The following is a 22,630-nucleotide window of genomic DNA, read 5'->3' as shown; positions in this document are numbered from 1 at the left end:
GTCCCCATGTGCAAACGTCATCTGCTCGGCAGCCTCGTCCTGGCCCTGGGCCTCACCACCCTCGGTCCGGTCCAGGCCGCCGGCGAGCAATACTTCCCGCTGCAGAGCTATCGCGTCGGCCCCTATGCCGCCGGCGGCACCGGCTTCTTCGGTGGCTTCATCGACTATATGAAATACGTCAACGCCAACGGCGGGGTGAATGGCGTCAAGCTGGTGTGGAGCGAATGCGAGACCGAATACATCGTCGAGAAGGGCGTGGAGTGCTATGAGCGCCTGAAGAATGGGCGGAACGGCGCGCCCGCGGCCGCCACCAATCCGCTGTCGGTGGGCATCGCCTACGCCACCCTGGAAAGGTCCACCGCCGACCGGCTGCCGCTGATCACCATCAACCATGGCCGTACCGATTCCACGGACGGCAGCGTCTTTCCCTATGTCTTCCCGCTGCAGCTCAATCCCTATTCGGAGGTCTCGGCCATCCTCAACTGGATCGCCCTGCAGGGTGGCGGGGTCGATAGCCTCAAGGGCAAGAAGATCGTCACCCTCTACCACGGCTCGCCCTACGGCAAGGAGACCAACGAGGTGCTGCAGCAGCTGGCGGATCGCTACGGCTTCGCGCTGACCCTGCTGGAAGTGCCGCACCCCGGCAACGAGCAGCAATCCCAGTGGCTCAACATCCGCCGGATCAAGCCGGACTGGGTGATCCTGCGCGGCTGGGGGGTGATGAATCCGGTGGCGATCAAGACCGCGCAGAAGGTCGGCTATCCGGTCGACCACATCATCGGCAACATCTGGAGCAACTCCGAGGAAGACGTGCGGCCGGCCGGGGCGGCGGCCAAGGGCTTCCTGGCCATCACCACCCACCCCTCGGGCACCGACTTCCCGGTGCTGCAGGGCATCGCGCGCGACGTGGTGGCCAAAGGGCAGAGTGACCTCGCCGATCCCAAGCGCTTCGGCACCGTCTACTACAACCTCGGCGTGGTCAACGGCATCCTCAACGTCGAGGCGCTGCGCCTGGCCCAGGCCAAGTACGGTGACAAACCCCTCAGCGGCGAGCAGGTGCGCTGGGGTTTCGAGCACCTGAACCTGGACGATGCCCGCCTGCAGGCCCTGGGCGCCAAGGGCTTGGTGCAGCCGCTCAAGCTCTCCTGCGCCGACCACGAAGGCGGCGGCGCCATCCGCATCCAACAGTGGGATGGCGAGAAATGGCAGCTGGTGAGCGACTGGGTGCAGGCCGATCGCGCCTTCCTGCGACCGATCATCGAGGCCTCGGCCAGGCAGTACGCCAAGGAAAAGGGCATCACGCCGCGTGACTGCAGCAAGGAGGGCTGAGACATGACGACCACCCCCTTGCTGGCGGTCGAGGCCATCGAAGTCCGTTACGACGGCGCCATCCTGGCCGTCGATGGCGCCAGTCTGCAGGTCGGCCAGGGGCAGGTCGTGGCCTTGCTGGGCGCCAATGGCGCCGGCAAGAGCACCACGCTCAAGGCCATCTCGGGGCTGCTCGGCGCCGCCCGCGGTAGCCTGGTCCGCGGTGCCATCCGCTATGCGGGGCAGGACCTCGCGGGCCAGTCGGCCGATGCCCGGGTCCGCGCCGGCCTGGTCCAGGTGCTGGAGGGCCGCCACTGCTTCGGGCGGCTCAGCGTGGAAGAGAATCTGCTCAGCGGTGGCTTCGTTCGCCGCCTTGGGCGCGCCGCGCAGCGGGAGGAGCTGGAGCGTATCTATGCCTGGTTTCCGCGCCTGGCTGGCAAGCGCCGACAGCTGGCGGGCCTGACCTCCGGTGGCGAGCAGCAGATGATCGCCCTGGGTCGCGCCCTCATGGCGCGGCCTCGCCTGCTGCTACTGGACGAACCCTCCATGGGCCTGGCGCCGCTGCTGGTGGAGGAGATCTTCGCCAGCGTCGCCCGGCTCAATCAGGAGGAGGGCCTGAGTGTGCTGATGGCCGAGCAGAACAGCGCCATCGCCTTGGACTACGCCCATCAGGCCTTCGTGCTGGAAAGCGGGCGGGTGGTGCAGTCCGGCGTGCCCGGTACGGGCCTGACGCGCGAGGCGGTGCAGGCGGCCTACCTGGGGGTGGGCTAAGCTCCCGTGACGACCAGGGAGCCCACGCCATGAACAAGACCTCCTACAACGCCATCGCCGATACCTTTCGCCAGGCCCGCGTCAGCCTCAGGGACGACGAGCGTCGCTACCTGGAGGTGCTCATGGAGAAGCTCGAACCCGGCGCCACCCTGCTCGATTTGGGCTGCGGCACCGGCACGCCGGTGGCTGCCGCCATCCTCGCCCGGGGGCACCGCGTGCTGGGTGTCGACCAGGCGGCCGCCATGCTGGCCCATGCGCGGCGGGAATTTCCCAAGCAGCGCTGGATCGAGGCGTGGTTGGAAACCTACGCCTGCGCCGAATCCTACCAGGGCGCACTGCTGTGGGATTCGCTGTTTCATCTGGAGCGCCGCTGGCACGCGACGCTCCTGGCGCGGGTGATCGCCGGGTTGCCACGGGGTGGCCGCCTGATGCTGACGGCCGGCGGCTCGGCGAACGAGGCCTTCGTCGATACCATGTTCAACCAGCCATTCTTCTATGACTCCCACCCGCCGGAGGAGCTGCGTGCCCTGCTCGTGGCGCAGGGCGTGCGCATACTCATCGACGAACTCATGGACCTGCCCGACGGGGGGCGGAACCGGGGGCGCTGCGCCTTCGTCGTGGAAAAGCTCTGACGCTCCAAGAGAACGAGGCGTCGATCAGTCCTTCCAGCCCGGCTGGTAGAGGGTGCCATGGGCCTGGTCCAGGGCAGCGCGGACCTTGGGCGAGTGCTGGTAGACATCGATCAGCTTGGCCAGGCGTGGATTGTCCTTGTTGTCCGGGCGAGCGACGAACTGGATGACGTACTCGGGGTGGTCGAGGCCATCGAACAGCAGGGCCTGGTTGGGATCGATGGTCTTGGCCAGGCGCAGATAGTGGGGATAGCCCTGGGCCACGTCGACGTCGTCCAGGGAGCGGGCCAGCTGCACGGCTTCCAGCTCGACGATCTGGATATCGCGGGGATTGCCGGTGATGTCCGCCAGGGTGGCGTGGTAGCCGACGCCGGGCTTCAAGGTGATGAAGCCGGCCTTCTCCAGCAGCAACAGGCCACGGCCGCCATTGATGGCATCGTTGGCGATAGCCACCCGCGCCCCCTTGGGCACCTCGGCCAGGGTGCGGTACTTCTTCGAATAGAGCCCGACGTTGTTGATGATCCCCGGCGCCACCGCCACCAGGTCATAGCCGGCGGTGCGCTTGGCGTTCTCCAGAAAGGGGATGTGCTGGTAGTAGTTGGCGTCGATGTCGTGGTTGGCGAGACTGGTGTTGGGGGCGATCCAGTCGCTGAATTCGACGATCTCCACGTCCACGCCGGCAGCCTTGGCCTCCTGCACCGCCACCTCCAGGGGCGGGGCGAAGGCGGCGGTGGTACCGATCTTGAGGGGGGCAGCCAGGGCTGCGGTGCTGAAGAGGCCGAGGGCGAACAGCAGGGGTTTGAGGCGGGTCATGGGGCGTCCTTGAAGGGTCAGTCCTGGCGGAAACGACTGCCGAAGTGGCGGCTGTCGAGGTGGTCACCGCGGCCGAACAGCTTGTGTCTGAAGCTGCCCTCGGCGTAGGCGGTCTTGTAGCGTCCCCGGCTCTGCAACTCCGGGATCACCAGATCGATGAAGTCGCCGTAGCACTCCGGGGTGACGGTGCGGGCGAGGTTGAAGCCGTCCAGCCCGGTTTCGTCGATCCAGCCGAGCAGGGCATCGGCCACCTGCCCGGGATCGCCGACCAGGGTGGTGTAGCGGCCACCCAGGGCGTGCTGCTCCAGGAGCTTGCGGCGGGTCCAGCCGGCGTCCTTGGCCACCAGGCGCTTGAGCGCCGATTCGATGGCCTCGGTCCGTTGCGGGCGGATGGGTTCGTCGAGGCCATAGGTGGCCAGGTCGATGCCCACCGAGGCTGAGTGGTGGGCCACGCCGGCCTCGGCGCTGGCATAGCTCAGGTATTCGGCGTGCTTGTCGCGGGCCTCGGCGGCGGTGGGGGCGACGATCACCGTGAGGCCCATGAACAGCTTGACGTCATCCGCGCGCCGGCCGGCGGCCACTGCCGCGCCACGGACGCGCTCGACCTGGGCGCGGGTGGCGGCCTGGTCCTGCCCGGAGATGAACACGCACTCGGCGTGGCGCCCGGCAAAGGCCAGGCCGCGATCCGAGGAGCCGGCCTGGAACAGCACCGGGGTGCGCTGCCGCGAGGGCTCGCAGAGGTGATAGCCCTCGACGTCGAAGAATTCGCCATGGTGTTCGACCTTGCGCACCCGCTCTGGGCGCGCATAGATCCGCTGGGCACGGTCACGGACCACCGCATCGTCGGCCCAGCTGCCTTCGAGCAACTTGTAGAGCACTTCCAGGTATTCATCGGCCTGGTCGTAGCGGCGGTCGTGGGCGATCTGCCGGTCCAGGCCCATGGCGCGGGCGGCGCTGTCCAGGTAGCCGGTGACGATGTTCCAGCCGACGCGGCCTTCGCTCAGGTGATCCAGGGTCGAAAGACGGCGGGCGAAGGGGTAGGGCGGCTCATAGGTGAGGTTGGCGGTCAGGCCAAAGCCCAGGTGCCGGGTGCTGGCGGCCATGGCCGAGACCAGCAGGAAGGGGTCATTGACCGGCAACTGGATGGACTCGCGCAGGGTCAGGTCGACGTTGCCGCCATAGACGTCGTAGACACCGAGGATGTCGGCGATGAACAGGCCGTCGAACAACCCGCGCTCCAGCAGCTGGGCCAACTCGGTCCAGTAGCCCAGGGTGTGGTAGCGACTGGAGCTGTCCCGTGGATGGGTCCAGAGGCCATGATTGATGTGGCCCACGGTGTTCATGTTGAAGGCGTTGAGCAGCACCTGCTTGGCGGGGGCGGTCATGGGGCGGGTGCCCCTGCGGGGAGAAAGGTCCGGAGCACAGCCATGGGATCCTCGGGGTGAAGGCGGAAGGAGAGATCCGGTGGTCCGGTGGTTATACGTTAGCCGCTAGCTATCCGACGCTTTAAATAGCCTTTTGGAATATAGTTAAGGCGTTCATGGGTATGTCGCTCCCCTCTAACCAAATTCCAAATCGGTATCAATCCGACCTTTGCCTATTCCTTATCGTGGCCGGCATCCATTCGCCGTCTACTGAGGAATTCATGGCCGCTATCCGCTGTTCGTTCCGCTCAGGCTTCCGCCGGGGGCTGCTCGCCCTGGGTCTGCTAAGCCTCGCCTACGCCGCCCAGGCCGATACCAGTCTGCGCATCGGCTACCAGAAATCCTCCACCTTGCTGGTACTGCTCAAGGAGCAGGGCACCCTGGAACGGGATCTGGCGGCCAGGGGCATCACCGTCAGCTGGCATGAGTTCTCCAGCGGTCTGCCGCTGCTGGAGGCCCTCAACGTCGGCAATGTGGATCTCTCCGCCGACGTCGCCGACACCGTGCCGGTGTTCGCCCAGGCGGCGGGTGCCAAGCTCACCTATTTCGCTCGGGAGATGCCCTCGCCCCAGGCCCAGGCCATCGCGGTTCCGCAGGATTCGCCGCTGGAGACGCTGGCCGATCTCAAGGGCAGGCGCGTCGCCGTGACCAAGGCCGCCGGTAGCCACTATCTGCTGATCGCCGCCTTGCAGAAGGCCGGTCTGACCTTTGCCGACATCCAGCCCGCCTATCTCACCCCCGCCGACGGTCGCGCCGCCCTGGAGAACGGCAAGGTGGATGCCTGGGTGACCTGGGAGCCCTTCGTCGCCAGCGCCCAGCGTCAGCAGCAGGTACGCATCCTCGCCTCGGGCGAGGGCCTGGCCAGCTACCAGCGCTACTACCTGGCCGCCAGCCCCTATGCCCAGGCCCATCCCGAGGTGCTGGCCCTGGTGTTCGGCCAATTGCAGCGCACCGGCCAGTGGGTGAAGCAACACCCCGCCGAGGCGGCACGCCTCCTCGGTCCGCAGTGGGGCCGCCTGGACGAGGCCACCGTGCAGCTGGCCAACAGCCGCCGCACCTATGACGTCCAGCCGGTCAGTCACGCCGCCCTCGGCGAGCAGCAGCGCATCGCCGATGCCTTCCACGCCGCCAGGTTGCTGCCCACCGCGGTGGATGCCAGTGCGGTAGACCTCTGGACCCCGAGGTTACCGTGAACCCGCGAGCCAACTAGGCTTTCTATAATCCTTCTAGAAGGCTTGAACATCCTTGGCGCTAAGGAGGCCGCGGTCTCGCAACCTCCGGCGCACCCACGAAGCTGACTCGGCTTCTTTGCGGCACAAACCTACCAAAGCGCCGCCATCGCAATTAGTGCCAAGGCAACGGTAATGCCACCGCCGATACGCGTTGCAATCTGGGCAAAGGGCATCAGCATCATGCGATTGGAGGCGGAGAGGATGGCAATGTCACCCGCGCCGCCCATGCCACTGTGAGTGCTGGCCACTATGGCTGACTCTATCGGATAGAGTTTGACGCAGCGTCCTATCACATAGCCCGATGCTGTCATCGCCACCACTGTGACTACGATGGTGATGAGGTTTGCCGGAGCAAAACCCTGAATGAGCGTCTGCCACGGAGTCAGCACGATGCCGAAGGCGAACAGCATCGGATAGGCGATTGCAGTCAGGCAAAATTTGTAGACGGTGTAGGAGCCCGACTGCAGGCGAGGGGTTACGCCATGGCACAGCTTCAGTGCCACTGCCAACGCTAGCATCACCACCGGAGCGGGCCAGGACAGAAGCTGCTGGGAAAGGGTGCCTGCCAGGTACAGCGTCACCGCGATCATTCCCGCAGCGGCTATGTTCTGCACGTTGCCGTCCATTGGCCCCTGATGACCGCTACGAAATTCTTCGTCTCCACCCGGCTGAAGCTGACCATTCCCAGTGAGTTGCGGCCTACGCTTTCCAAGCCACGCCAGACTTCCTGCGCAGATAATCGCCGTCAGGTTGCCTACCAAGATCGCGGGCATCACTCGTGCGAGAATCTCACCTTGGTCGATTCCGGTGATTCCGTGGTATCCAATGGAAAGAGGAATTGCACCCTCACCTACGCCGCCGGCCATTATGGGCACCACGATATAGAAAAACGTATGCCAGGACCCCAGTCCGAGCAGGGTGCCGGTCAGCGTTCCAACACCTGCTGCAACTATGGATCCGACAAATAGTGGAACGAATATTTTGAGAAAACCTTTGATCAAGGTTTCTCTTTCCATACTCAAGATGGAGCCGACAATTACGGCGGCAATGAACACATACAGAATGCCGGATGATTTGAAAAAGCTTTCGACAGCAGCTGTCATCGGGGCAGGTATCAGGCCCTTATAGGCAAGATAAGAGGGTACGAAGGTCACGATCACTGCGGCGCCGCCGATATTCTTAACAATAGGCATGCGCTTGCCGATTTCGCCCAGTGCAAAGGCGAATGCGGTCATGATGCCTATCACGGTAGCAATGTCGCTTTTGAATTTTCCCAGCACGCTAAAGACGATCAATACCGCAACGAGTAGGACGTAGATGGGCAGTGGAATTATGCCCACATCGGTGTCCATCCAGCGTTGCCAGAGGCCCTTTTTGAACGATATGGGGTCGGGTGAAGCACTGCGGGTCGATAATTGTTGTTCACTCATGACGGAAACTCGCTTGTTTTTATTGAAAATTGCCTGCACGCGAGTGTGCGCGAGCAGGCTTCCTGCTGCCGCTGGGCTGCTGAGCGTGTTTAGCTTTTAAACATTTAAAACGGATGATGTAGCTATCCGGAAAGTGCGTGCGAAGGCTTCACTATGGTCACGTAGTTAGCTAGGGCGCTGGACGAGTGAAGCCCTAGTTTAGCCTCGACCTACAAATGGCATATTGGTAGCCATGATGGTGTGAAAGAGGATATTGGCTTCCAATGGCAAGCTAGCCATGTATACAACGGCTTGACCAACGAGGCTCGCATCAATGAGCGGTTCGGCTTTGAGCTCACCGTTTGCTTGAGGCACGCCTGCAGCCATTCTCGATGCGAGCTCGCTCATGGCATTGCCAACATCAATCTGACCGACTGCAATGCTGAAAGCCCTGCCGTCAAGGGACGCGGCCTTGGTGAGGCCGGTGACAGCATGCTTGGTCGCGGTGTAGGCGATCGAATTGGGTCTTGGAGAATACGCAGCTAGAGAACCATTATTGATGATCCGGCCGCCCTGAGGATGCTGGTCCCGCATCATTCGAAAGGCTTGTTGCAGGCAGAAGAACATGCCATTGAGGTTGGTATCGACGACCTCGCGCCATTGGCCGGCGTCCCAGTCGGTGAATGCGCCGGGAGGGTTGCCGCGACCGGCATTGTTGAAGAGGAGATCCAGCCTGCCGAAGCGCTCTTGGATATCTGCGAACAGGCCCTTTACGGCTTCCGAATCACCAACATCCACGACTGCGGTCACCGCCGAAGGATAATTGCCGTCCTTCGACCTAATCTCTTCAGCCACTGCTATTAGTCGTTCTTCACGTCGGCCCGCCAAAATAACGGTATAGCCGTCCTTGGCCAGGGCCAAGGCTGCTGCCTTACCGATACCGCTGCCGGCGCCGGTAACCAAGGCTATTTTCTTTAACGCGCTCATCGAGGGGATCCCTTCTGATAGACGCTGGTGTCAAGCGCCGATACCGGCGCTTGATCTTTTTATGAAATAACTGAAAAGTGTTCGACAATCGGTGGGCGCAGGAAGAACGGGCCCACGATGCTTCGCCATTCTGAAAAGGCTTCGGACTGACGGAAATCCACGGTATGGTTTTCCAGCGTTTTCCATTTGATCTGTAGCAAGAAACGGCCAGGCGACTCGATACCATGCAAGACCTGATAGGCTTGGTAACCGTCCGCTTTAGAAATCACCGTTTCAACACCCCGAACGATGGCTTTCGCGAACTCATCTTGCCGCTCGGGGGAAACCTCGATGTCCGCCACTTCAATAATCATTTGTCGACTCCAGCGAAATAAATTTAACGTTCGCTATACAGCACGCCACCGCGCGACTTGTTATTCGGGTCTGATTCGACGATTTGGACCACCACCTTGTCAGTGGGTACATTAAAACTTTCCACGACGGCTTCGGTGATTTTCTGCATCAGCATTTTCTTTTGCTCATGGGTGCGGCCTTGAACGGCATAAACAACGATCTCGGGCATGATCTTTATCCGCTGATATAAGTTGTTGACGTTCTCCACCGTCGTGGAGAACGTTTCTATTTAGGGTTCAGGTCTTGTGTTCCGCGGCAATGGAACGGGTTTCGCCTGTTTCGACGAGCGTGCGCGTGGCGTCGGCAGATCCATAAATCCAGAGGATCTTCATGGGTTCAGTTTCCGAGGCATTGCGAAAGCGATGAGGCACACCGGCAGGGATGAAAGTCACGTCCTGCGGTTTGATATCGAACTCCTGGCCATCGATATCAAAAATCGCATGACCTTCGATGAGCATCACGCTCTCTTCGCAATTATGGAAATGGAAGGGAATCTTGGCGCCCCCGGCAAACTCGGTAAAGCCGTTGATAAAGTTGCTGGCACCGAGCCCCTTCGTTACGAGGGGAGTGGTCGAGGCGCCACCGCCTCTGTCATGCTTTTGGATAACTTCAGGCTTGAGCAGCCATGCATCCGATTCAGTCTTGATCATTGGGGCAGTCTCTTGTTCTGGTTTATTGGTTAGGGCCTTGCCAAACCGTTTTGATGTTGGTGAATTCGCGGATACCGAAATCACCCAGTTCGCGGCCATAGCCGGACTGCTTGATGCCGCCGAAAGGTACGCGGGCATCGGAAGCCACCAAGGCGTTGATGAATACGGCGCCCGCTTCGATGCGACGTGCCAAGCGTTGGCCCTTGTTCACGTCGCCGGTCCACAGGGCAGCGCCGAGGCCGAATTCGGTGGCGTTGGCGACCTGAATGGCTTCGTCCTCGTCTTTGACGCGAATCACGGCCGCAGCAGGGCCAAAGGTCTCTTCGCAAGCCGCGACCATAGAGGGAGAGACGAAATCCAATACGGTGGGCTGGTAATAGAAGCCGGCGCCTTGGACCGCGTTGCCGCCGGTCAGCAGCGTAGCGCCCTGTTCCAGGGAGCGCTGTACCTGAGAGTGGATATCGTCTCGTAGGTTGGCTCGTGCCAGAGGACCAATTTGCGTATCGCGAGCCTCCGGGTCGCCCACTTTCAAAGCCTTTACCCCAGCTACGAAGGCATCGACAAACTCGTCTGCGATAGCATCCTCGACGATGAAGCGCTTAGCTGAAATGCAGCTCTGTCCGGTGTTGGAGAAGCGCGCCTTCACCGCGTTTTTCGCAGCCAGCCCGATATCGGCGTCTTTCAGAACGATGAAGGGATCCGAGCCACCGAGTTCAAGTACCTGCTTCTTCATCACGCTGCCAGCTTGGGCAGCGACGAGCTTACCTACGGCGGTGGAGCCGGTGAGAGTAACTGCCGCGATCCGGTCATCCGCCAGAACGCCGGCCACCTTGGATGCATCGATCAGCAGCGTAGCCACCAGACCGTCCGGCAGGCCGGCCTCGGCAAATGCCTTTTCCAGTGCGAGTGCGCAACCAGGTACGTTGTTCGCGTGCTTCAGGATCGCCCCGTTGCCCGCAGCCAGCGCGGGCGCAGCGAAACGGATGAACTGCCAGAACGGATAGTTCCAGGGCATGACAGCCAAGACGACGCCCAGCGGATCAAAAACCACTCGGCTATCTGCAGCGTTGGTTTCGACCGTGCTGTCCGCCAAATAGACCGGAGCCTGGCGTGCGTAGAATTCGCAGGTCACCGCGGACTTCTCGATCTCCCCCTCGGCTTCAACGATCGGCTTACCCATTTCCCGGGTGATCAGCAGCGCGTATTCGTCACGATTCGCACGCAACACAGCGGCAAGCTTGATCAGTAGGGAACACCGCTCTTCGATGGGACGTGTGGCCCACGATTTTTGCGCTTCAGCCGCGCCTGCCAGCGCTTGTTCGACTTGCTCAGCTGTGTGCAGCTCGTAGGTGGCCAACGCCTGGTTAGTGGCGGGATTGATCGAGGTTATTGTCATTTGGAGCTCCAGCTCGCTAAGGGCGGTCTTTGAACAGATCGGAATGGCGCGGGAAGGGACGCTCAACGTCGTTTCGTCGCACGAACCCTAGAGGGGAAGGGTATGGGTCCGGTTTCAACACCGGCGCTTGAGAGCCTTCACCCCAGCAGATTATCGCTATGGGTATTTCGTGTAAATGATATACCACGGTGATTTTAGTGAGTGCAAGGTGCGATGTCGGCGGATCGTCGGACTGAGACGCGCCGTCAGTTCGGTAGCTGCGTGGTAGCATCCGCACTTTCACTGCGAAATTTTCTGCGCCATGAGCACGTCGCTGGTCTCTCAGCTCATCCCTAACATCCTGACGTACATCAGTTCCCATAACCTCGAGGTAGGCACTCGATTACCCGAGCGCGCGCTTGCGGAGCGGCTTCGCGTTTCTAGGTCTCCTGTGCGCAGCGCACTCAAGGCAATGGCCACTCAGAACCTGCTTGCCGCGCACCCGGAAGGCGGGTACGTCGTTGCATCTGCAGCCTTGGACGCCACTCCTCAAGCCCAAGAGGAGGTCTCGAATACGGAGCGTATCTATCTCCAAATCGCCAAGGATCGGTTGGAGGATCAGCTGCCACTCAAAGTGACCGAGAACGAGCTCATGCGGCGTTATCAGGTCACGAGGTCGCAGCTGGCGGACATCTTGCGCAGGTGTGTCCAAGAGGGATGGGCGGAACGGTTACCTGGGTATGGTTGGGAGTTCGTCGAGGGCATGACCTCGCCTGCCGCCTACGCTCAGAGCTATCGTTTCCGGCTGTTGATCGAACCGGCGGGCATCCTGGAGCCAACGTTCAAGGTCGATGAGTTCAGGCTGTCGATCTGCCGAGAGGAGCAGGAGCTTCTGGCGAACGGTCGGGTTTTCGAGGCGTCACCAGCCGAGATTTTCGATGCGAATACGCGCCTTCATGAAACGATCGCCAGCTGCTCGGGGAATGCCTTCATCTTCGATTCCCTACGTCGGTTGAATCGTATTCGGAGGCTGATGGAGTATCAGAAGGCGGTAGATCGCGAGCAAACGCTTAGGCGGTGCAAAGAGCATCTGCTACTCATCGATCTCCTGCTCGCCGGAGAGATTCAGAAGGCCGCAGCCTTCATGACGACTCACCTGACTACCGCTGCCAGGGAAAAGCAAAGTTTCCTGCAGGCCTGATCCCTCCTGCTCGCGCTCGGCGAGCAGTACCTCCCCGCGATTGCTCGACCATTAGCTATTTTTTGGGTAGGCATTTCTGCCTTCCAGCACCCAGCCTGTCTGCCTTTCAAGCCCGTTCCCTTACCGGAGCGACGCCTCAGCGTGCGTGTGTATTTCGATAACGCTTGCATTTGATGTTTTTTGATGGAATAAAATACCACCACACGCTGTTGCCAGATCTGTCGCCTCGACCAGGTGAACTCTGAACGGCGATCGTGCCCAGACCTACTTACGGAGAAAAACAATGCGCATTCTGGTTCTGCCTGGCGATGGCATCGGCCCTGAAATCGTTCAAGCATCCATCGCTGTGCTGGATGCAGCCAACGCCAAATTTGGCCTCGACCTGGCCTTCGACTACGACGATGTGGGCTTCACTAGCCTGGAAAAGTACGGCACGACGCTGCGCGACGAGACCCTTGAAAAGGCTCGTGGCTATGACGGCATCATCCTTGGAACCCAGTCGCACGCGGATTATCCGGCGCCCGAGAAAGGCGGACGTAACGTCTCGGCCGGCTTCCGGGTTGGCATGGATCTCTATGCCAACGTCCGACCTGCCCGTACCCGGTCCTTCCTCGCTTCGAATATGAAAGAGGGTCGCACCATGGATCTGGTGATCATGCGCGAGGCGACCGAAGGATTTTATGCAGACCGCAACATGAGCCGCGGTTGGGGTGAGGTCATGCCTTCACCGGACATGGCACTGTCCATCCGCAAGATCACGCGGCACTGCAGCGAGCGTATCGCGCGCCAGGCCTTTGAGCTGGCGATGAAGCGCCGCCGTAAGGTTACCGCCATCCATAAAGCCAACAGTTTCCACATGACCGACGGGCTCTTTCTGGAATGCGTTCAGCACGTCGCCAAGGACTTCCCAGAGGTTCAATTGGACACGCTGCTGGTGGACGCGTCGACCGCCTACCTGGTACGCAATCCGGAACGTTTTGATGTCCTCGTCGCGACCAATTTCTACGGCGACATCCTGAGCGACCTGGCCAGTGAGCTGTCGGGAAGCCTTGGCCTGGCCGGATCCATCAATGCCAGTGACATTCACTGCTGCGCCCAGGCGCAGCACGGCTCTGCGCCGGACATCGCTGGCCAGGACAAAGCCAACCCGACCTCCATGATCCTGTCGGTTGCAATGCTGCTGCATTGGCTCGGCGAAAAGCGCAGCAGCCCCAAATACCAGGAAGCAGCTGCTTGCATCGATCAGGCCGTCGACCGCGTTCTTCAGGATCCTGCGACCCGCACTGCCGATCTGGGCGGACGACTGGGTTGCGAAGCCTTCGGTAAAGCAGTCGCCGCAGCGCTCAACGCCTAAGGCAGGAAGGCCGCCGTTTCCCATTCAGCCAGGGCGACGGCGCCTACTTATAGCCGACAGCGATTCTCGCGAGCTGCTGTCGGCGGTAACCGCGTAGGAGAAGATCCTTATGATCGGTTCGCGCGAAGCTGTTATCGATACCCATGTTCACGTGTTTCATCGTGGTCTGAAGTTCATCGATAGCCGCCGCTTTACGCCTGACTATGACGTCTTTTACGAACGACTGATTGAGATATTGAACAAGCACGGCGTCGACAAGGCGGTGCTCATTGCCATTAGCATTCTCGGGGCTGACAACAGCTATCTGCTGGAATCGCTCAAGCGAGGCAACGGACGACTTCGGGGAGTCGTTGCAATAAATCCAGCCATGGATATTGATCGCTTACCTGAATACGCTGATTCGGGAGCTGTCGGGATCCGTCTTAACCTGACAGGCAATCTGCCTGTTCCGGATTTCAAGTCTGATCAGTGGCCCGACATCCTCGAGTTCTGTCGGCAAAATCGCTGGCATATCGAAGTCAATGATCGTTGTGATCGTCTTCCAATGACCGTTGAGCCCCTCCTGGAAAGCGGAACACGTGTCGTAGTCGATCACTTTGGTATGCCCAATGCCGACGAGGGCGTGTCGGGTGAAGCCTTTCAACGATTACTGAAGTTGGCTGACACGCAACTGCTCTGGCTGAAACTGTCGGGAGCTTATCGGACGAGCAGGTCTTTCGCTGACGCAGCGGTGCCTCTCCTCGTAGAGAACTTCGGTGCTCACCGGCTTGTTTGGGCAAGCGACTGGCCTTTTACCCAACGCGAAGACAGCCAGACCTATCAGATGCAGATTGACGACAGAGATCGCTGGCTCAGTGCCCCGTCAGTTCGAAGGCAAGTTCTGTGGGATACGCCTTCCGAGCTGTTTCATTTCAACGTCTAACTGAGAGCGCCAATCCTCCAGGGAGGTAGCGCGCTTCTTGCTCTCCCATAACGTAATTCGTCCTCGTGGCAGAGGAGGGGAGAGCTCATGTCTGGAAAAAATGTTTGAACAATAAGCACCTACAGGGAGCACCAGATGAGTAAGCGTATCGCATTCGTTACCGCCGGCATGGGCGGCTTGGGTACCGCCGTTTGCCAGCGACTGGCACGGGACGGCTACACGGTTATCGCGGGCTGCGGCCCGGATTCGCCAGTGAAGGCTGACTGGTTGGAGCAGCAGCGCAAGCTGGGCTTCGATTTCATTGCCTCTGAGGGCAATGTCGCGGATTGGGAATCCACCCGTGCCGCCTTCGCGAAAATTCGCGACGAGGTTGGTCCTGTCGATGTGCTGGTCAACAACGCCGGTACCGCCTGCAACGTGGTGTTCCGCGACATGCAACCGGGTGACTGGCAGACGGTGATCGATACCAACCTCAACTCCCTGTTCAACGTCACCCGCCAGGTGATCGATGGCATGACCTCGCGCGGTTGGGGCCGGATCATCAATATCTCTTCGGTCAACGCCCAGCTCGGCCAAGTCGGCCAGGTCAATTATTCCACCGCCAAGGCGGCCATCCGCGGCTTTACGCGGGCCCTTGCACGAGAACTTGCGTCGCGAGGGGTCACGGTCAACACCGTCTCGCCCGGCTACATCGCCACGCCGCGTCTCAAGGCCCTGACTCGAACCGATCTCATGGATCGCATCGTTCACGAGATTCCCATGCGCCGTCTTGGTACCCCGGAAGAGATCGCCTCCATGTGCTCCTGGCTAGCCTCTGAAGAGTCGGCCTTCGCCACCGGCGCGGACTTCTCTCTTAACGGTGGTCTGCACATGAGCTGATCACCGCACTGCCACCGGACCACAACAACAACCACAACAACAGTTGTACTTTGGCACCAGGAGATACCGATGCTCTCTCTGCTCGGCTATGGAATGATCGTGACCTTCATGGCGCTGATCATGACCAAGCGGTTGCCCCCGCTGGTGGCGCTTACCATCATCCCCATTCTGTTCGCTGTTATAGGCGGCTTTGCCCCTGTTATGGGCCCCATGATGATCGATGGCCTGCGCAAGGTCGCGCCTACCGCCATCATGGTGATGTTCGCCATCCTCTATTTCGGCCTGATGTTCGATACCGGCCTTTTCGATCCGGTGATCCGCACCTTCATCAAGCTGATCAAGGGCGATCCTGCCAAGGCAGTGCTCTTTGCCACTCTGCTGGCCGGTATGGTCTCTCTGGACGGCGACGGCTCCACCACCTACATGATCACCGTCACCGCTATGCTGCCGCTATTCCGGCGGTTGCGGCTAAATCCGTTGATCCTGCCCTGTGTGGTCATCCTCGCCGCCAGCGTCACCAACCTGCTGCCTTGGAGCGGCCCAATGGCTCGGGTTGCTGCGGCGCTGCAGGTAGAGACCACCCAGCTATTTATCCCGCTAATTCCGCCAATGATCGTCAGCTTCATCGGGGTGATGGCGCTAGCCTTCTGGCTTGGGCTCCAAGAGCGACGTCGCCTAGGCTTGTTAGTCGCGCCGCGCGGTACTCCGTTGCGTGCTACCGGCATGGATGAAGACATAGCCGACCTGCTGACCTTGAGCGAGGAAAATGCAGAGCTGCGCAGGCCTAAGCTGTTCTGGTTCAACGCCATTCTGACCCTGGCGCTAATGACCTGCCTGGTGATCGAACTGTTGCCGTTGCCTGTCTTGTTCATGGTTGCCTTCAGCATCGCCCTGACCATCAACTACCGCCACATGGATGATCAACGGCGCCGTATTGCGGCCCATGCGCCCGCGGCGTTGAACCAGATCGCCATTTTTATCGCTGCGGGAATCTTCGCTGGCATCCTCTCCGGCACCGGTATGGTCAAGGCAATGTCCGGCTCGCTGTTGTGGGCGCTGCCAGACGACTGGGGAAATTATCTGGCACCGATCACTGCACTGCTGAGCATTCCCGGTACTTTCTTCATGTCCAACGACGCCTTCTACTACGGCGTGCTGCCAGTGCTGGCCCAGGCTGCCGAAGCCTATGGCATAGGTGCGGCAGAGATCGGTCGAGCCTCGCTCATCGGGCAGCCAGTGCACCTGCTCAGTCCGCTAGTGGCTTCCACCTATCTGCTGGTGGGCTTGGCCGGAGTGGAGTTTAGCGATCACCAGCGCTACACCATGAAGTGGGCTTTCGCGCTGAGTTTCCTGCTCATGGGCGTCTCAATGATGCTCGGCTTGTTCCCACTGTACTCATCGAACAGTTGATCCCGCGGAGCTTTATGGCCATGCAAAACTGTGAAGCCAACGTAGGAGTTACGTCTCCAGGCAGCGCCCGAAAACGTGCGCCGTCTACCAAGCCGAGTCGTCGGCGACTGGGTCGTCCAGCGATGGAAGTCCACCTCACGCCGCTTGAGCGAAGGATGCTGGTTGCAATCATAGACAGCCAACACCTATCCGGTCATAGAAGGGTAGCTGCGCAAATTATCCTGGCTTGTGCGGCAGGCGAAAAAGGGGTGGATATAGCCGCGCGAATGGGCGTCACTGCGCGAACGGTATCTCGCTGGCGCATACGGTTTGTAGACTCTCGACAAAGGACACTGGGCGTAGGTTGAGCCCGAAATATCGGGAAGAGACCTTTGTTGGCCACAAAGCTAGCAAGAGTTCCCGCCTGATATTTCGGTGGCGTCTGTGTGTCCGTCACACGATTGGTACCTGGTACCCAGCACGGGGACCATGACGAACGGTTGGCAAGCGTTCGCCGGGCGCGAACGCTGCGTTGGCCAAAGGTCAATTTTCGCTGGGCAACGGGTTGCCTAAGGTGGCGCAAGCGGGTCGGACGGTTGCCTTGGCGCAGACGTCGGACCCTTCCAGTCGGTGCCAGGAGAGCCCTATGTACGCCTATGTCGGAAGCCGAACCACCCGCGCCCGCCAGGCCCGCGGGGAGGGGATCAGCGTTTACCGGGTCACGCCCCAGGGCGCGCTGGATCTCGTCCAGGTGGTCGGCGACCTGATCAATCCGTCCTACCTGACCCTCAATCGGGCGGGTGACCGTCTCTATACGGTGCATGGCGACGAGCAGGCTGTCAGCGCCTTCACCGTCGACCGCCAGAGCGGTTGCCTGACCCTGCTCAACCAGCAAGCCAGTGGCGGTCGCAATCCCGTGCACCTGGCGCTGGCGCCGGACGATCGCCACCTGGTGGTGAGCAATCATCTCGGTCGCAGTCTCGCTGTCCTGCCAGTGGCGGCGGATGGGCGGCTGGAGCCACTGGTCCAGCTGCTGGAGCTGCAGGGCGAGCCCGGGCCGCATCGCCAGGAACAACCCCATGCCAAGCCCCACTGCAATCCCTTCGACCCCAGTGGCCGCTTCGTACTGGTGCCGGACAAGGGACTGGACCGGATCTTCAGCTTCGCCTTTCACGACGGACGCCTGGTGCCGGTGGCCGAGGTGGCGACCCGCGAGGGCGCGGGGCCACGGCATCTGGTCTGCCATCCGCACCTGCCGCGGGCCTATGTGGTCAACGAGCTGGATTCGACCCTCACCAGCTATGCCTTCGATGCTCGCTCCGGGGGCCTTGAACCCCTGGCCATCCACTCGACGCTGCCAGCCAGTTTCACCGGCAACAGCCGGGCGGCGGCCATCGAAGTGGATCGCAGCGGGCGTCTGCTCTACACCTCCAATCGCGGCCACGACAGCCTGATGGTCTTCACGCTGGATCCCCAGAGCGGGCTGCCGACGCCGCTCGGCAGCCTGGCGAGCGGTGGCCGCACGCCACGCGCCTTCGCCCTGGCGCCGGATGGCCGCCAGCTGTTCGCCCTCAACGAAGACAGCGACAGCATCGTCACCTTCCTGGTCGACGAGACCCGGGGAATCCTCGAACCCACCGGCACGGCGGTGCGCTGTGGCAGCCCGGTGTGCCTGATCTTCAGCCGCTGAAGATCGTCGCCGCATCCCATAACAACAAGATCGGCCGCCCCGTTGCGGCCCTGTGAGGCCATCATGAACACCACCCCCGTGAGCCGGGAGCAGGCCATCATCCGCAAGGTGACCTGGCGCATCATCCCCTTCGTCTTCCTGCTCTACATCGTCTCCTACCTGGATCGGGCCAACATCGGCTACGCGGCGTTGCAGATGAACGCCGAGCTGGCGCTGTCCAGCGAAGTCTTCGGCTTCGTCTCGGGTATCTTCTTCATCGGCTACTTCCTGTTCGAGGTGCCGAGCAACCTCTTGCTCGAACGCTTTGGCGCGCGGGTATGGATCGCGCGCATCCTGGTCACCTGGGGCGTGATCGCCGCGGCCACGGCCTTCGCCCAGAGCGCCATGCACCTCTATGTCCTGCGCTTCCTGCTAGGTGTCGCGGAGGCGGGTTTCTTCCCCGGCATCATCGTCTACCTGACCTACTGGTTTCGCTCCCGCGAACTGGCCACCACGGTGGCACTCTTCACCGCGGCGATCCCGGTGTCCTACATCATCGGTGCGCCGCTCTCGACCTGGATCATGGACAACGTGCACTGGCTGGGCTGGAGTGGCTGGCGCTGGATGCTGTTCCTGGAAGGTATCCCGGCGGTGTTCCTTGGCGTGCTGTGCTATTTCTACCTCACCGATCGGCCGGAACAGGCGCGCTGGCTGACGACCGAGGAAAAGGCCTGGCTGCTGGCCGAGCTGGAGCGTGATCGCCAGGCGCGCAAGGACGTCAAGCATTTCGGCGCGCTCAAGGCCATGAGCAATCCCAAGGTGCTCTATCTAGCCTTCATCTACTTCGTCTACCAGTGCGGCAGCCTGGGCGTGGGTTATTGGATGCCGCAGATCATCAAGGGCTTCTCCTCCGCGCTGAGCCACACCCAGATCGGCCTGATCGCCACCATCCCCTACATCGTCGCCACCCTGGTGATGATCGCCTGGTCGCGGCGTTCGGATCGCCACGGCGAACGGCGTCTGCATTCGGCCATTCCGCTGGCGGTCGCGGCGGTGGCGCTGGTGGGTGCCGGCCTGGTGCGCGATCCTTACTTGGCGATCGGCTTGATCAGCCTGGCGCTGGCCGGCCTGTACAGCTTCAAGTCGCCGTTCTGGGCGCTACCGACACTGTTTCTCAGTCGTTCCACGGCCGCGGTATCCATCGCCGTGATCAATTCCATTGGCAACCTGGGCGGCTTTGTCGGACCCTTCATGATCGGCATGGTGAAGGGCAATACCCAGAGCGCCTCGGCGGGCCTGCTGTTTCTCAGTGCGCTGCTGGCGATCGCCTTCATCATGACCCTGCTGATCCGTCTCGACCGTGGCGACGACGATACCCGCGCCGCTGCGGCCACCACCTGACCTCCAAGGAGTTCTCCCATGACCCCCAGCTCAGCGGTACTCGCGGACCTCGCCCCCCAGGGCGCGCTACGGACGGCGATCAACTACGGTAATCCGGTGCTGGCGCAGCGTGGCGCCAATGGCCAGCCGGCCGGGGTCTCCGCGGCCCTGGCCCACGCCCTGGCCGAGCGCCTGGGCGTGCCCGTGCAGTTCAGCACCTACGACGCCGCCGGCAAGGTCTTCGCCGCCCTCGAAGACGACGCCTGGGACCTGGCCTTCCTGGCCATCGAACCGGTACGGGCGGCGCAGATCGACTTCAGCCATCCCTACGTCATCATCGAGGGCACCTATCTGCTGCGGGACGCCGATTCCGCCCAGGGCGTCGCCGAACTGGATCGGGCCGGCAGCCGCATCGCCGTGGGGCAGGGCGCCGCCTACGACCTCTATCTGAGCCGCACCCTGACCCAGGCCGAACTGGTGCGGGCGCCGACCTCGGCGGCGGCGGTGGACTGGTTCGTCGATCAGGGCCTGGACGCCGCCGCCGGCGTGCGCCAACCGCTGGAAGCCTATGCCCGGGCTCACGCCGGCTACCGGGTGCTGGCCGACAGCTTCACCGAAATCCGTCAGGCCATGGCCGTGCCCAAGGGGCGCAGCGCCGGCGCGGCCTTCGTCCGGGATTTTCTCGACGAGCAGATCCGCAATGGCTTCGTCGCCCGCGAACTGGCCGCCAGCGGTCAGTCCGAGGCACGGGTCGGGCCCGCATTGAACGCCTGACATCGGCTGGACCTGGCTGCGGGCACGTACCCGTAGCCCCTTTGTCCAGCGGTCGCCGCGTCGTCGCAGCGGGCGCTAGGGCGATTCCCTGGTCACCGGCTCGACCGAGCGTGCGCACCAGCGCCGATAGAGCGGTTCGGCCACCGCCATCACCACCACCAGCCGCAGGATCTGCATGGCAGTGACGGTGCCTACGCCCAGCCCCAGGGCCTCGGCCGTCAGGTACATCTCGGTGGTGCTGCCCGGCGTCATGCCCAGGGCCAGGGTGGTGAAGGGCAGGGCGAATACCTGAGCCAGCAACCAGGCGATCAGGAAGGTGGCGATCAGACAGAGCAGGGTGTAGAGGGTTGCCAGTAGCAGAAAGCGCGGCGAGCGGCGAAAGAAGGCGCGGTCGAAGTGGCACCCCAGGGTGACGCCGATAAGCACCTGGGCCAGGTGGCTCAGCGTCGGCGGCAGGCTGGTGACCAGGCCGCTGGAGGCGGTGACCAGGCAGCACAGCGCCAGGGGGCCGAACATCCAGGGGTTGGGCCAGCCGCGACGCTTCCAGGCCAGGGCCGCCACCAGGCCGGCCGCCAGCAGCGGGGCCAGCCAGCGCCAGTCCGGCGGCGGTGGGACATGGGCGGCCTGGGCGATACCGGGGACGCCCCAGAGCATGGCCGGCGGCACCACCAGCACGATGATCACCAGCCGCAGGGTATGGGCGGCGGCGACCTTGGGTGCATCGGCGCCGTGGCGTTCGGCCAGATTGATCATCTCGGCGAAGTTGGCTGGCATGAAGGCGAAGAAGGCGGTCTTGGGTTCCGTGCCCAGGCGTTGCACGACGGTGATGCCGACAAGTGCGAGTACCAGGGTGGCGATGGCCGCCAAGGCCATCAGCGGCAGGTGCCTGACGACCTCGGTCAGTATCGCCGGGGTGAAGTGCAGGCCGATGGCCGTGGCGATCAGCCATTGCCCGGCGGGGCGACCGTGGGGAATGATGGTGATGCGCCAGCCGAGGCAGCGACAGAGAGTCACGGCGATCAGGGCGCCGGTGATCCAGGGCAACGGCCAGTGCACCAGGCTGGCGAGCCAGCCGCCGAGCAGGCCGACGAAGGGGGTGGGCCACCAGGGGCGAGGGGCGAAGCGGGAGGTCGACATGGCGTGGTACAGGATCCGGTTGCAGGGTTCAGGGACGCAGATGACCGACAAAAGCCTTGGCCACCGGTGACAGCGCACTATAGCGTCGCACCACCACGACGATGGCGCGGCTGGCCCAGGCTTCGTCCAGCTCCAGGGCTACCAGTTTCATCGGCTTGAGATAAGGCCGCACGATGGACTCGGGCAGCACGCACAGGCCCAGGCGAATCGCCGCCAGTCGGCACATGGCCTCGAAGCTGCTGATGCGCACGCGCTGACGGATGCTGCGCTGGAGCAGCGCCGCCTGGCGCGAGAGCAGGGCGTTCATCGAGCTCTCCACGTGGGGGGCGATGAATTCGTGATCCAGGGTCTCGGCGAAGCTTACCCGGTCACGCCCGGCCAGAGGGTGATCCGCGGCGGCGATCACCACCAGGCGCTCGCGGCGATAGGCGAAGGTCTCCAGGTCCAGGGCGGCGGTATCGGCCGCGACGATGCCCACATCCGCCCTGCCTTCGGCCACCGCCTGGACGATGCTGCTGCCCACGCGCTCCTCGATGTCGAAATCCACCCGCGGATAGAGGCTCATGAAGCTGGCGAGATCGGGGGTCAGGTGATTGGTCAGCGCCGAGGTGATGGCTTGCAGGCGGATATGGCCGGTGGCGCCGCTGCCATGCTCGTTGAGTTCCAATTGCATGAGGCGCAGATCGCCATGCACCCGCTCCACATAGTGCAGCATGGTCTCGCCGGCCGGGGTGAGTCCCATGCCACGGGCGTGCCGGATGAACAGTGGCACCCCGACCTGATCTTCCAGTTCGCTGATTCTCTTGCTCACGGCGGAGACGGCCAGATGGCAGAGCCGCGCGGCACGGGTGACGTTGCGCTCCTGGGCCACGACCCGGAAGGCGTTCAGGCTGACCAGATCGTAGCGTGGCGCAGAGCCGCTCATGGGCGATCC

Annotated in this window: 23 protein-coding genes; 13 read left to right on the top strand and 10 right to left on the bottom strand. The window is 62.2% G+C overall.

Translation table 11 applies throughout. From position 1 onward, the window contains the following. Positions 1-6 precede the first annotated feature (6 nt). The 3 genes from LRS53_RS13225 to LRS53_RS13215 are packed head-to-tail and all read left to right on the top strand — an operon-like array spanning position 7 to position 2,711. The gene (locus LRS53_RS13225) at positions 7-1,329 is read left to right on the top strand and encodes an ABC transporter substrate-binding protein (protein WP_017639645.1); all 1,323 of its coding nucleotides are present in this window, start codon (positions 7-9) and stop codon (positions 1,327-1,329) included. 3 nt (positions 1,330-1,332) lie between these two features. Then, the gene (locus LRS53_RS13220) at positions 1,333-2,079 is read left to right on the top strand and encodes an ABC transporter ATP-binding protein (RefSeq protein ID WP_231356209.1); all 747 of its coding nucleotides are present in this window, start codon (positions 1,333-1,335) and stop codon (positions 2,077-2,079) included. A 29-nt stretch (positions 2,080-2,108) separates the two neighbouring features. Beyond that, complete coding sequence (locus tag LRS53_RS13215) at positions 2,109-2,711, top strand: class I SAM-dependent methyltransferase (protein WP_231356207.1); 603 nt, start codon at positions 2,109-2,111, stop codon at positions 2,709-2,711. Between the two features lie 24 nt (positions 2,712-2,735). Here LRS53_RS13215 and LRS53_RS13210 read toward each other — a convergent pair whose 3' ends face one another. Together LRS53_RS13210 and LRS53_RS13205 are read right to left on the bottom strand one after the other, a co-directional pair. Next, complete coding sequence (locus LRS53_RS13210) at positions 2,736-3,521, bottom strand: MetQ/NlpA family ABC transporter substrate-binding protein (protein ID WP_231356206.1); 786 nt, start codon at positions 3,519-3,521, stop codon at positions 2,736-2,738. Between the two features lie 17 nt (positions 3,522-3,538). Then, positions 3,539-4,906: an LLM class flavin-dependent oxidoreductase gene (locus tag LRS53_RS13205; RefSeq protein WP_231356205.1), complete on the bottom strand. Its 1,368-nt coding sequence runs from the start codon at positions 4,904-4,906 to the stop codon at positions 3,539-3,541. A gap of 269 nt (positions 4,907-5,175) precedes the next feature. On the opposite strand from LRS53_RS13205, the gene LRS53_RS13200 reads away from it, so the two are divergent. Next, a complete protein-coding gene (locus LRS53_RS13200) occupies positions 5,176-6,138 on the top strand; it encodes an aliphatic sulfonate ABC transporter substrate-binding protein (protein WP_442968522.1) in 963 nt (320 codons plus the stop codon). Between the two features lie 128 nt (positions 6,139-6,266). Here LRS53_RS13200 and LRS53_RS13195 read toward each other — a convergent pair whose 3' ends face one another. The 6 genes from LRS53_RS13195 to LRS53_RS13170 all read right to left on the bottom strand — a co-directional run bounded on the left by LRS53_RS13195 (position 6,267) and on the right by LRS53_RS13170 (position 11,012). Beyond that, positions 6,267-7,607 carry a 2-hydroxycarboxylate transporter family protein gene (locus LRS53_RS13195; protein ID WP_231356202.1) on the bottom strand — a complete coding sequence of 447 codons (1,341 nt, stop codon included), beginning with the start codon at positions 7,605-7,607 and terminating at the stop codon, positions 6,267-6,269. Between the two features lie 198 nt (positions 7,608-7,805). Beyond that, positions 7,806-8,573 (bottom strand): SDR family oxidoreductase, encoded by a 768-nt coding sequence (locus LRS53_RS13190; RefSeq protein WP_231356201.1) that lies wholly within the window; start codon positions 8,571-8,573, stop codon positions 7,806-7,808. Positions 8,574-8,632: 59 nt separating this feature from the next. Further along, positions 8,633-8,926 (bottom strand): antibiotic biosynthesis monooxygenase family protein, encoded by a 294-nt coding sequence (locus tag LRS53_RS13185; protein WP_231356200.1) that lies wholly within the window; start codon positions 8,924-8,926, stop codon positions 8,633-8,635. 23 nt (positions 8,927-8,949) lie between these two features. After that, positions 8,950-9,135 (bottom strand): tautomerase family protein, encoded by a 186-nt coding sequence (locus LRS53_RS13180; protein WP_231356199.1) that lies wholly within the window; start codon positions 9,133-9,135, stop codon positions 8,950-8,952. 67 nt (positions 9,136-9,202) lie between these two features. Continuing rightward, positions 9,203-9,616 (bottom strand): cupin domain-containing protein, encoded by a 414-nt coding sequence (locus LRS53_RS13175; RefSeq protein WP_231356198.1) that lies wholly within the window; start codon positions 9,614-9,616, stop codon positions 9,203-9,205. A gap of 22 nt (positions 9,617-9,638) precedes the next feature. After that, positions 9,639-11,012: an NAD-dependent succinate-semialdehyde dehydrogenase gene (locus tag LRS53_RS13170; RefSeq protein ID WP_231356197.1), complete on the bottom strand. Its 1,374-nt coding sequence runs from the start codon at positions 11,010-11,012 to the stop codon at positions 9,639-9,641. A 301-nt stretch (positions 11,013-11,313) separates the two neighbouring features. Here LRS53_RS13170 and LRS53_RS13165 point away from each other — a divergent pair, with 301 nt between their 5' ends. The 9 genes from LRS53_RS13165 (at position 11,314) to LRS53_RS13125 (ending at position 20,559) form a co-directional block, all read left to right on the top strand. Further along, positions 11,314-12,192 (top strand): GntR family transcriptional regulator, encoded by an 879-nt coding sequence (locus LRS53_RS13165; RefSeq protein ID WP_231356196.1) that lies wholly within the window; start codon positions 11,314-11,316, stop codon positions 12,190-12,192. Between the two features lie 283 nt (positions 12,193-12,475). Beyond that, positions 12,476-13,546, top strand: a complete 1,071-nt coding sequence (locus LRS53_RS13160) for an isocitrate/isopropylmalate dehydrogenase family protein (RefSeq protein ID WP_231356195.1) — start codon at positions 12,476-12,478, stop codon at positions 13,544-13,546. Positions 13,547-13,655: 109 nt separating this feature from the next. Beyond that, entirely contained in the window at positions 13,656-14,468 is an 813-nt protein-coding gene (locus LRS53_RS13155; RefSeq protein ID WP_231356194.1) for an amidohydrolase family protein, read from the top strand. Positions 14,469-14,603: 135 nt separating this feature from the next. After that, entirely contained in the window at positions 14,604-15,347 is a 744-nt protein-coding gene (gene phbB, locus LRS53_RS13150) for an acetoacetyl-CoA reductase (RefSeq protein ID WP_231356193.1), read from the top strand. Between the two features lie 69 nt (positions 15,348-15,416). Next, positions 15,417-16,757 carry a CitMHS family transporter gene (locus LRS53_RS13145; protein ID WP_231356192.1) on the top strand — a complete coding sequence of 447 codons (1,341 nt, stop codon included), beginning with the start codon at positions 15,417-15,419 and terminating at the stop codon, positions 16,755-16,757. Positions 16,758-16,771: 14 nt separating this feature from the next. After that, positions 16,772-17,104, top strand: coding sequence for a helix-turn-helix domain-containing protein (locus LRS53_RS23720; protein ID WP_331275305.1), 333 nt, complete (start codon positions 16,772-16,774; stop codon positions 17,102-17,104). A 278-nt stretch (positions 17,105-17,382) separates the two neighbouring features. Next, complete coding sequence (locus LRS53_RS13135; protein ID WP_231356190.1) at positions 17,383-18,426, top strand: lactonase family protein; 1,044 nt, start codon at positions 17,383-17,385, stop codon at positions 18,424-18,426. A gap of 63 nt (positions 18,427-18,489) precedes the next feature. Then, the gene (locus LRS53_RS13130) at positions 18,490-19,806 is read left to right on the top strand and encodes an MFS transporter (protein WP_231356189.1); all 1,317 of its coding nucleotides are present in this window, start codon (positions 18,490-18,492) and stop codon (positions 19,804-19,806) included. An 18-nt stretch (positions 19,807-19,824) separates the two neighbouring features. Continuing rightward, on the top strand, positions 19,825-20,559 hold the full coding sequence (locus tag LRS53_RS13125; RefSeq protein WP_231356188.1) for a transporter substrate-binding domain-containing protein: 735 nt from the start codon (positions 19,825-19,827) through the stop codon (positions 20,557-20,559). A gap of 75 nt (positions 20,560-20,634) precedes the next feature. Here LRS53_RS13125 and LRS53_RS13120 read toward each other — a convergent pair whose 3' ends face one another. Together LRS53_RS13120 and LRS53_RS13115 are read right to left on the bottom strand one after the other, a co-directional pair. Continuing rightward, complete coding sequence (locus LRS53_RS13120; RefSeq protein ID WP_231356187.1) at positions 20,635-21,696, bottom strand: AbrB family transcriptional regulator; 1,062 nt, start codon at positions 21,694-21,696, stop codon at positions 20,635-20,637. A gap of 28 nt (positions 21,697-21,724) precedes the next feature. Next, entirely contained in the window at positions 21,725-22,621 is an 897-nt protein-coding gene (locus tag LRS53_RS13115; RefSeq protein ID WP_231356186.1) for a LysR family transcriptional regulator, read from the bottom strand. Positions 22,622-22,630 lie beyond the last annotated feature (9 nt).

Origin of the sequence: Pseudomonas sp. PLB05, assembly GCF_021106615.1 — a bacterium.
Lineage (GTDB): Bacteria > Pseudomonadota > Gammaproteobacteria > Pseudomonadales > Pseudomonadaceae > Chryseomonas > Chryseomonas benzopyrenica.
Note: the sequence above shows the minus strand (reverse complement) of the source record. Positions and strands in the feature narration are given on the sequence as shown.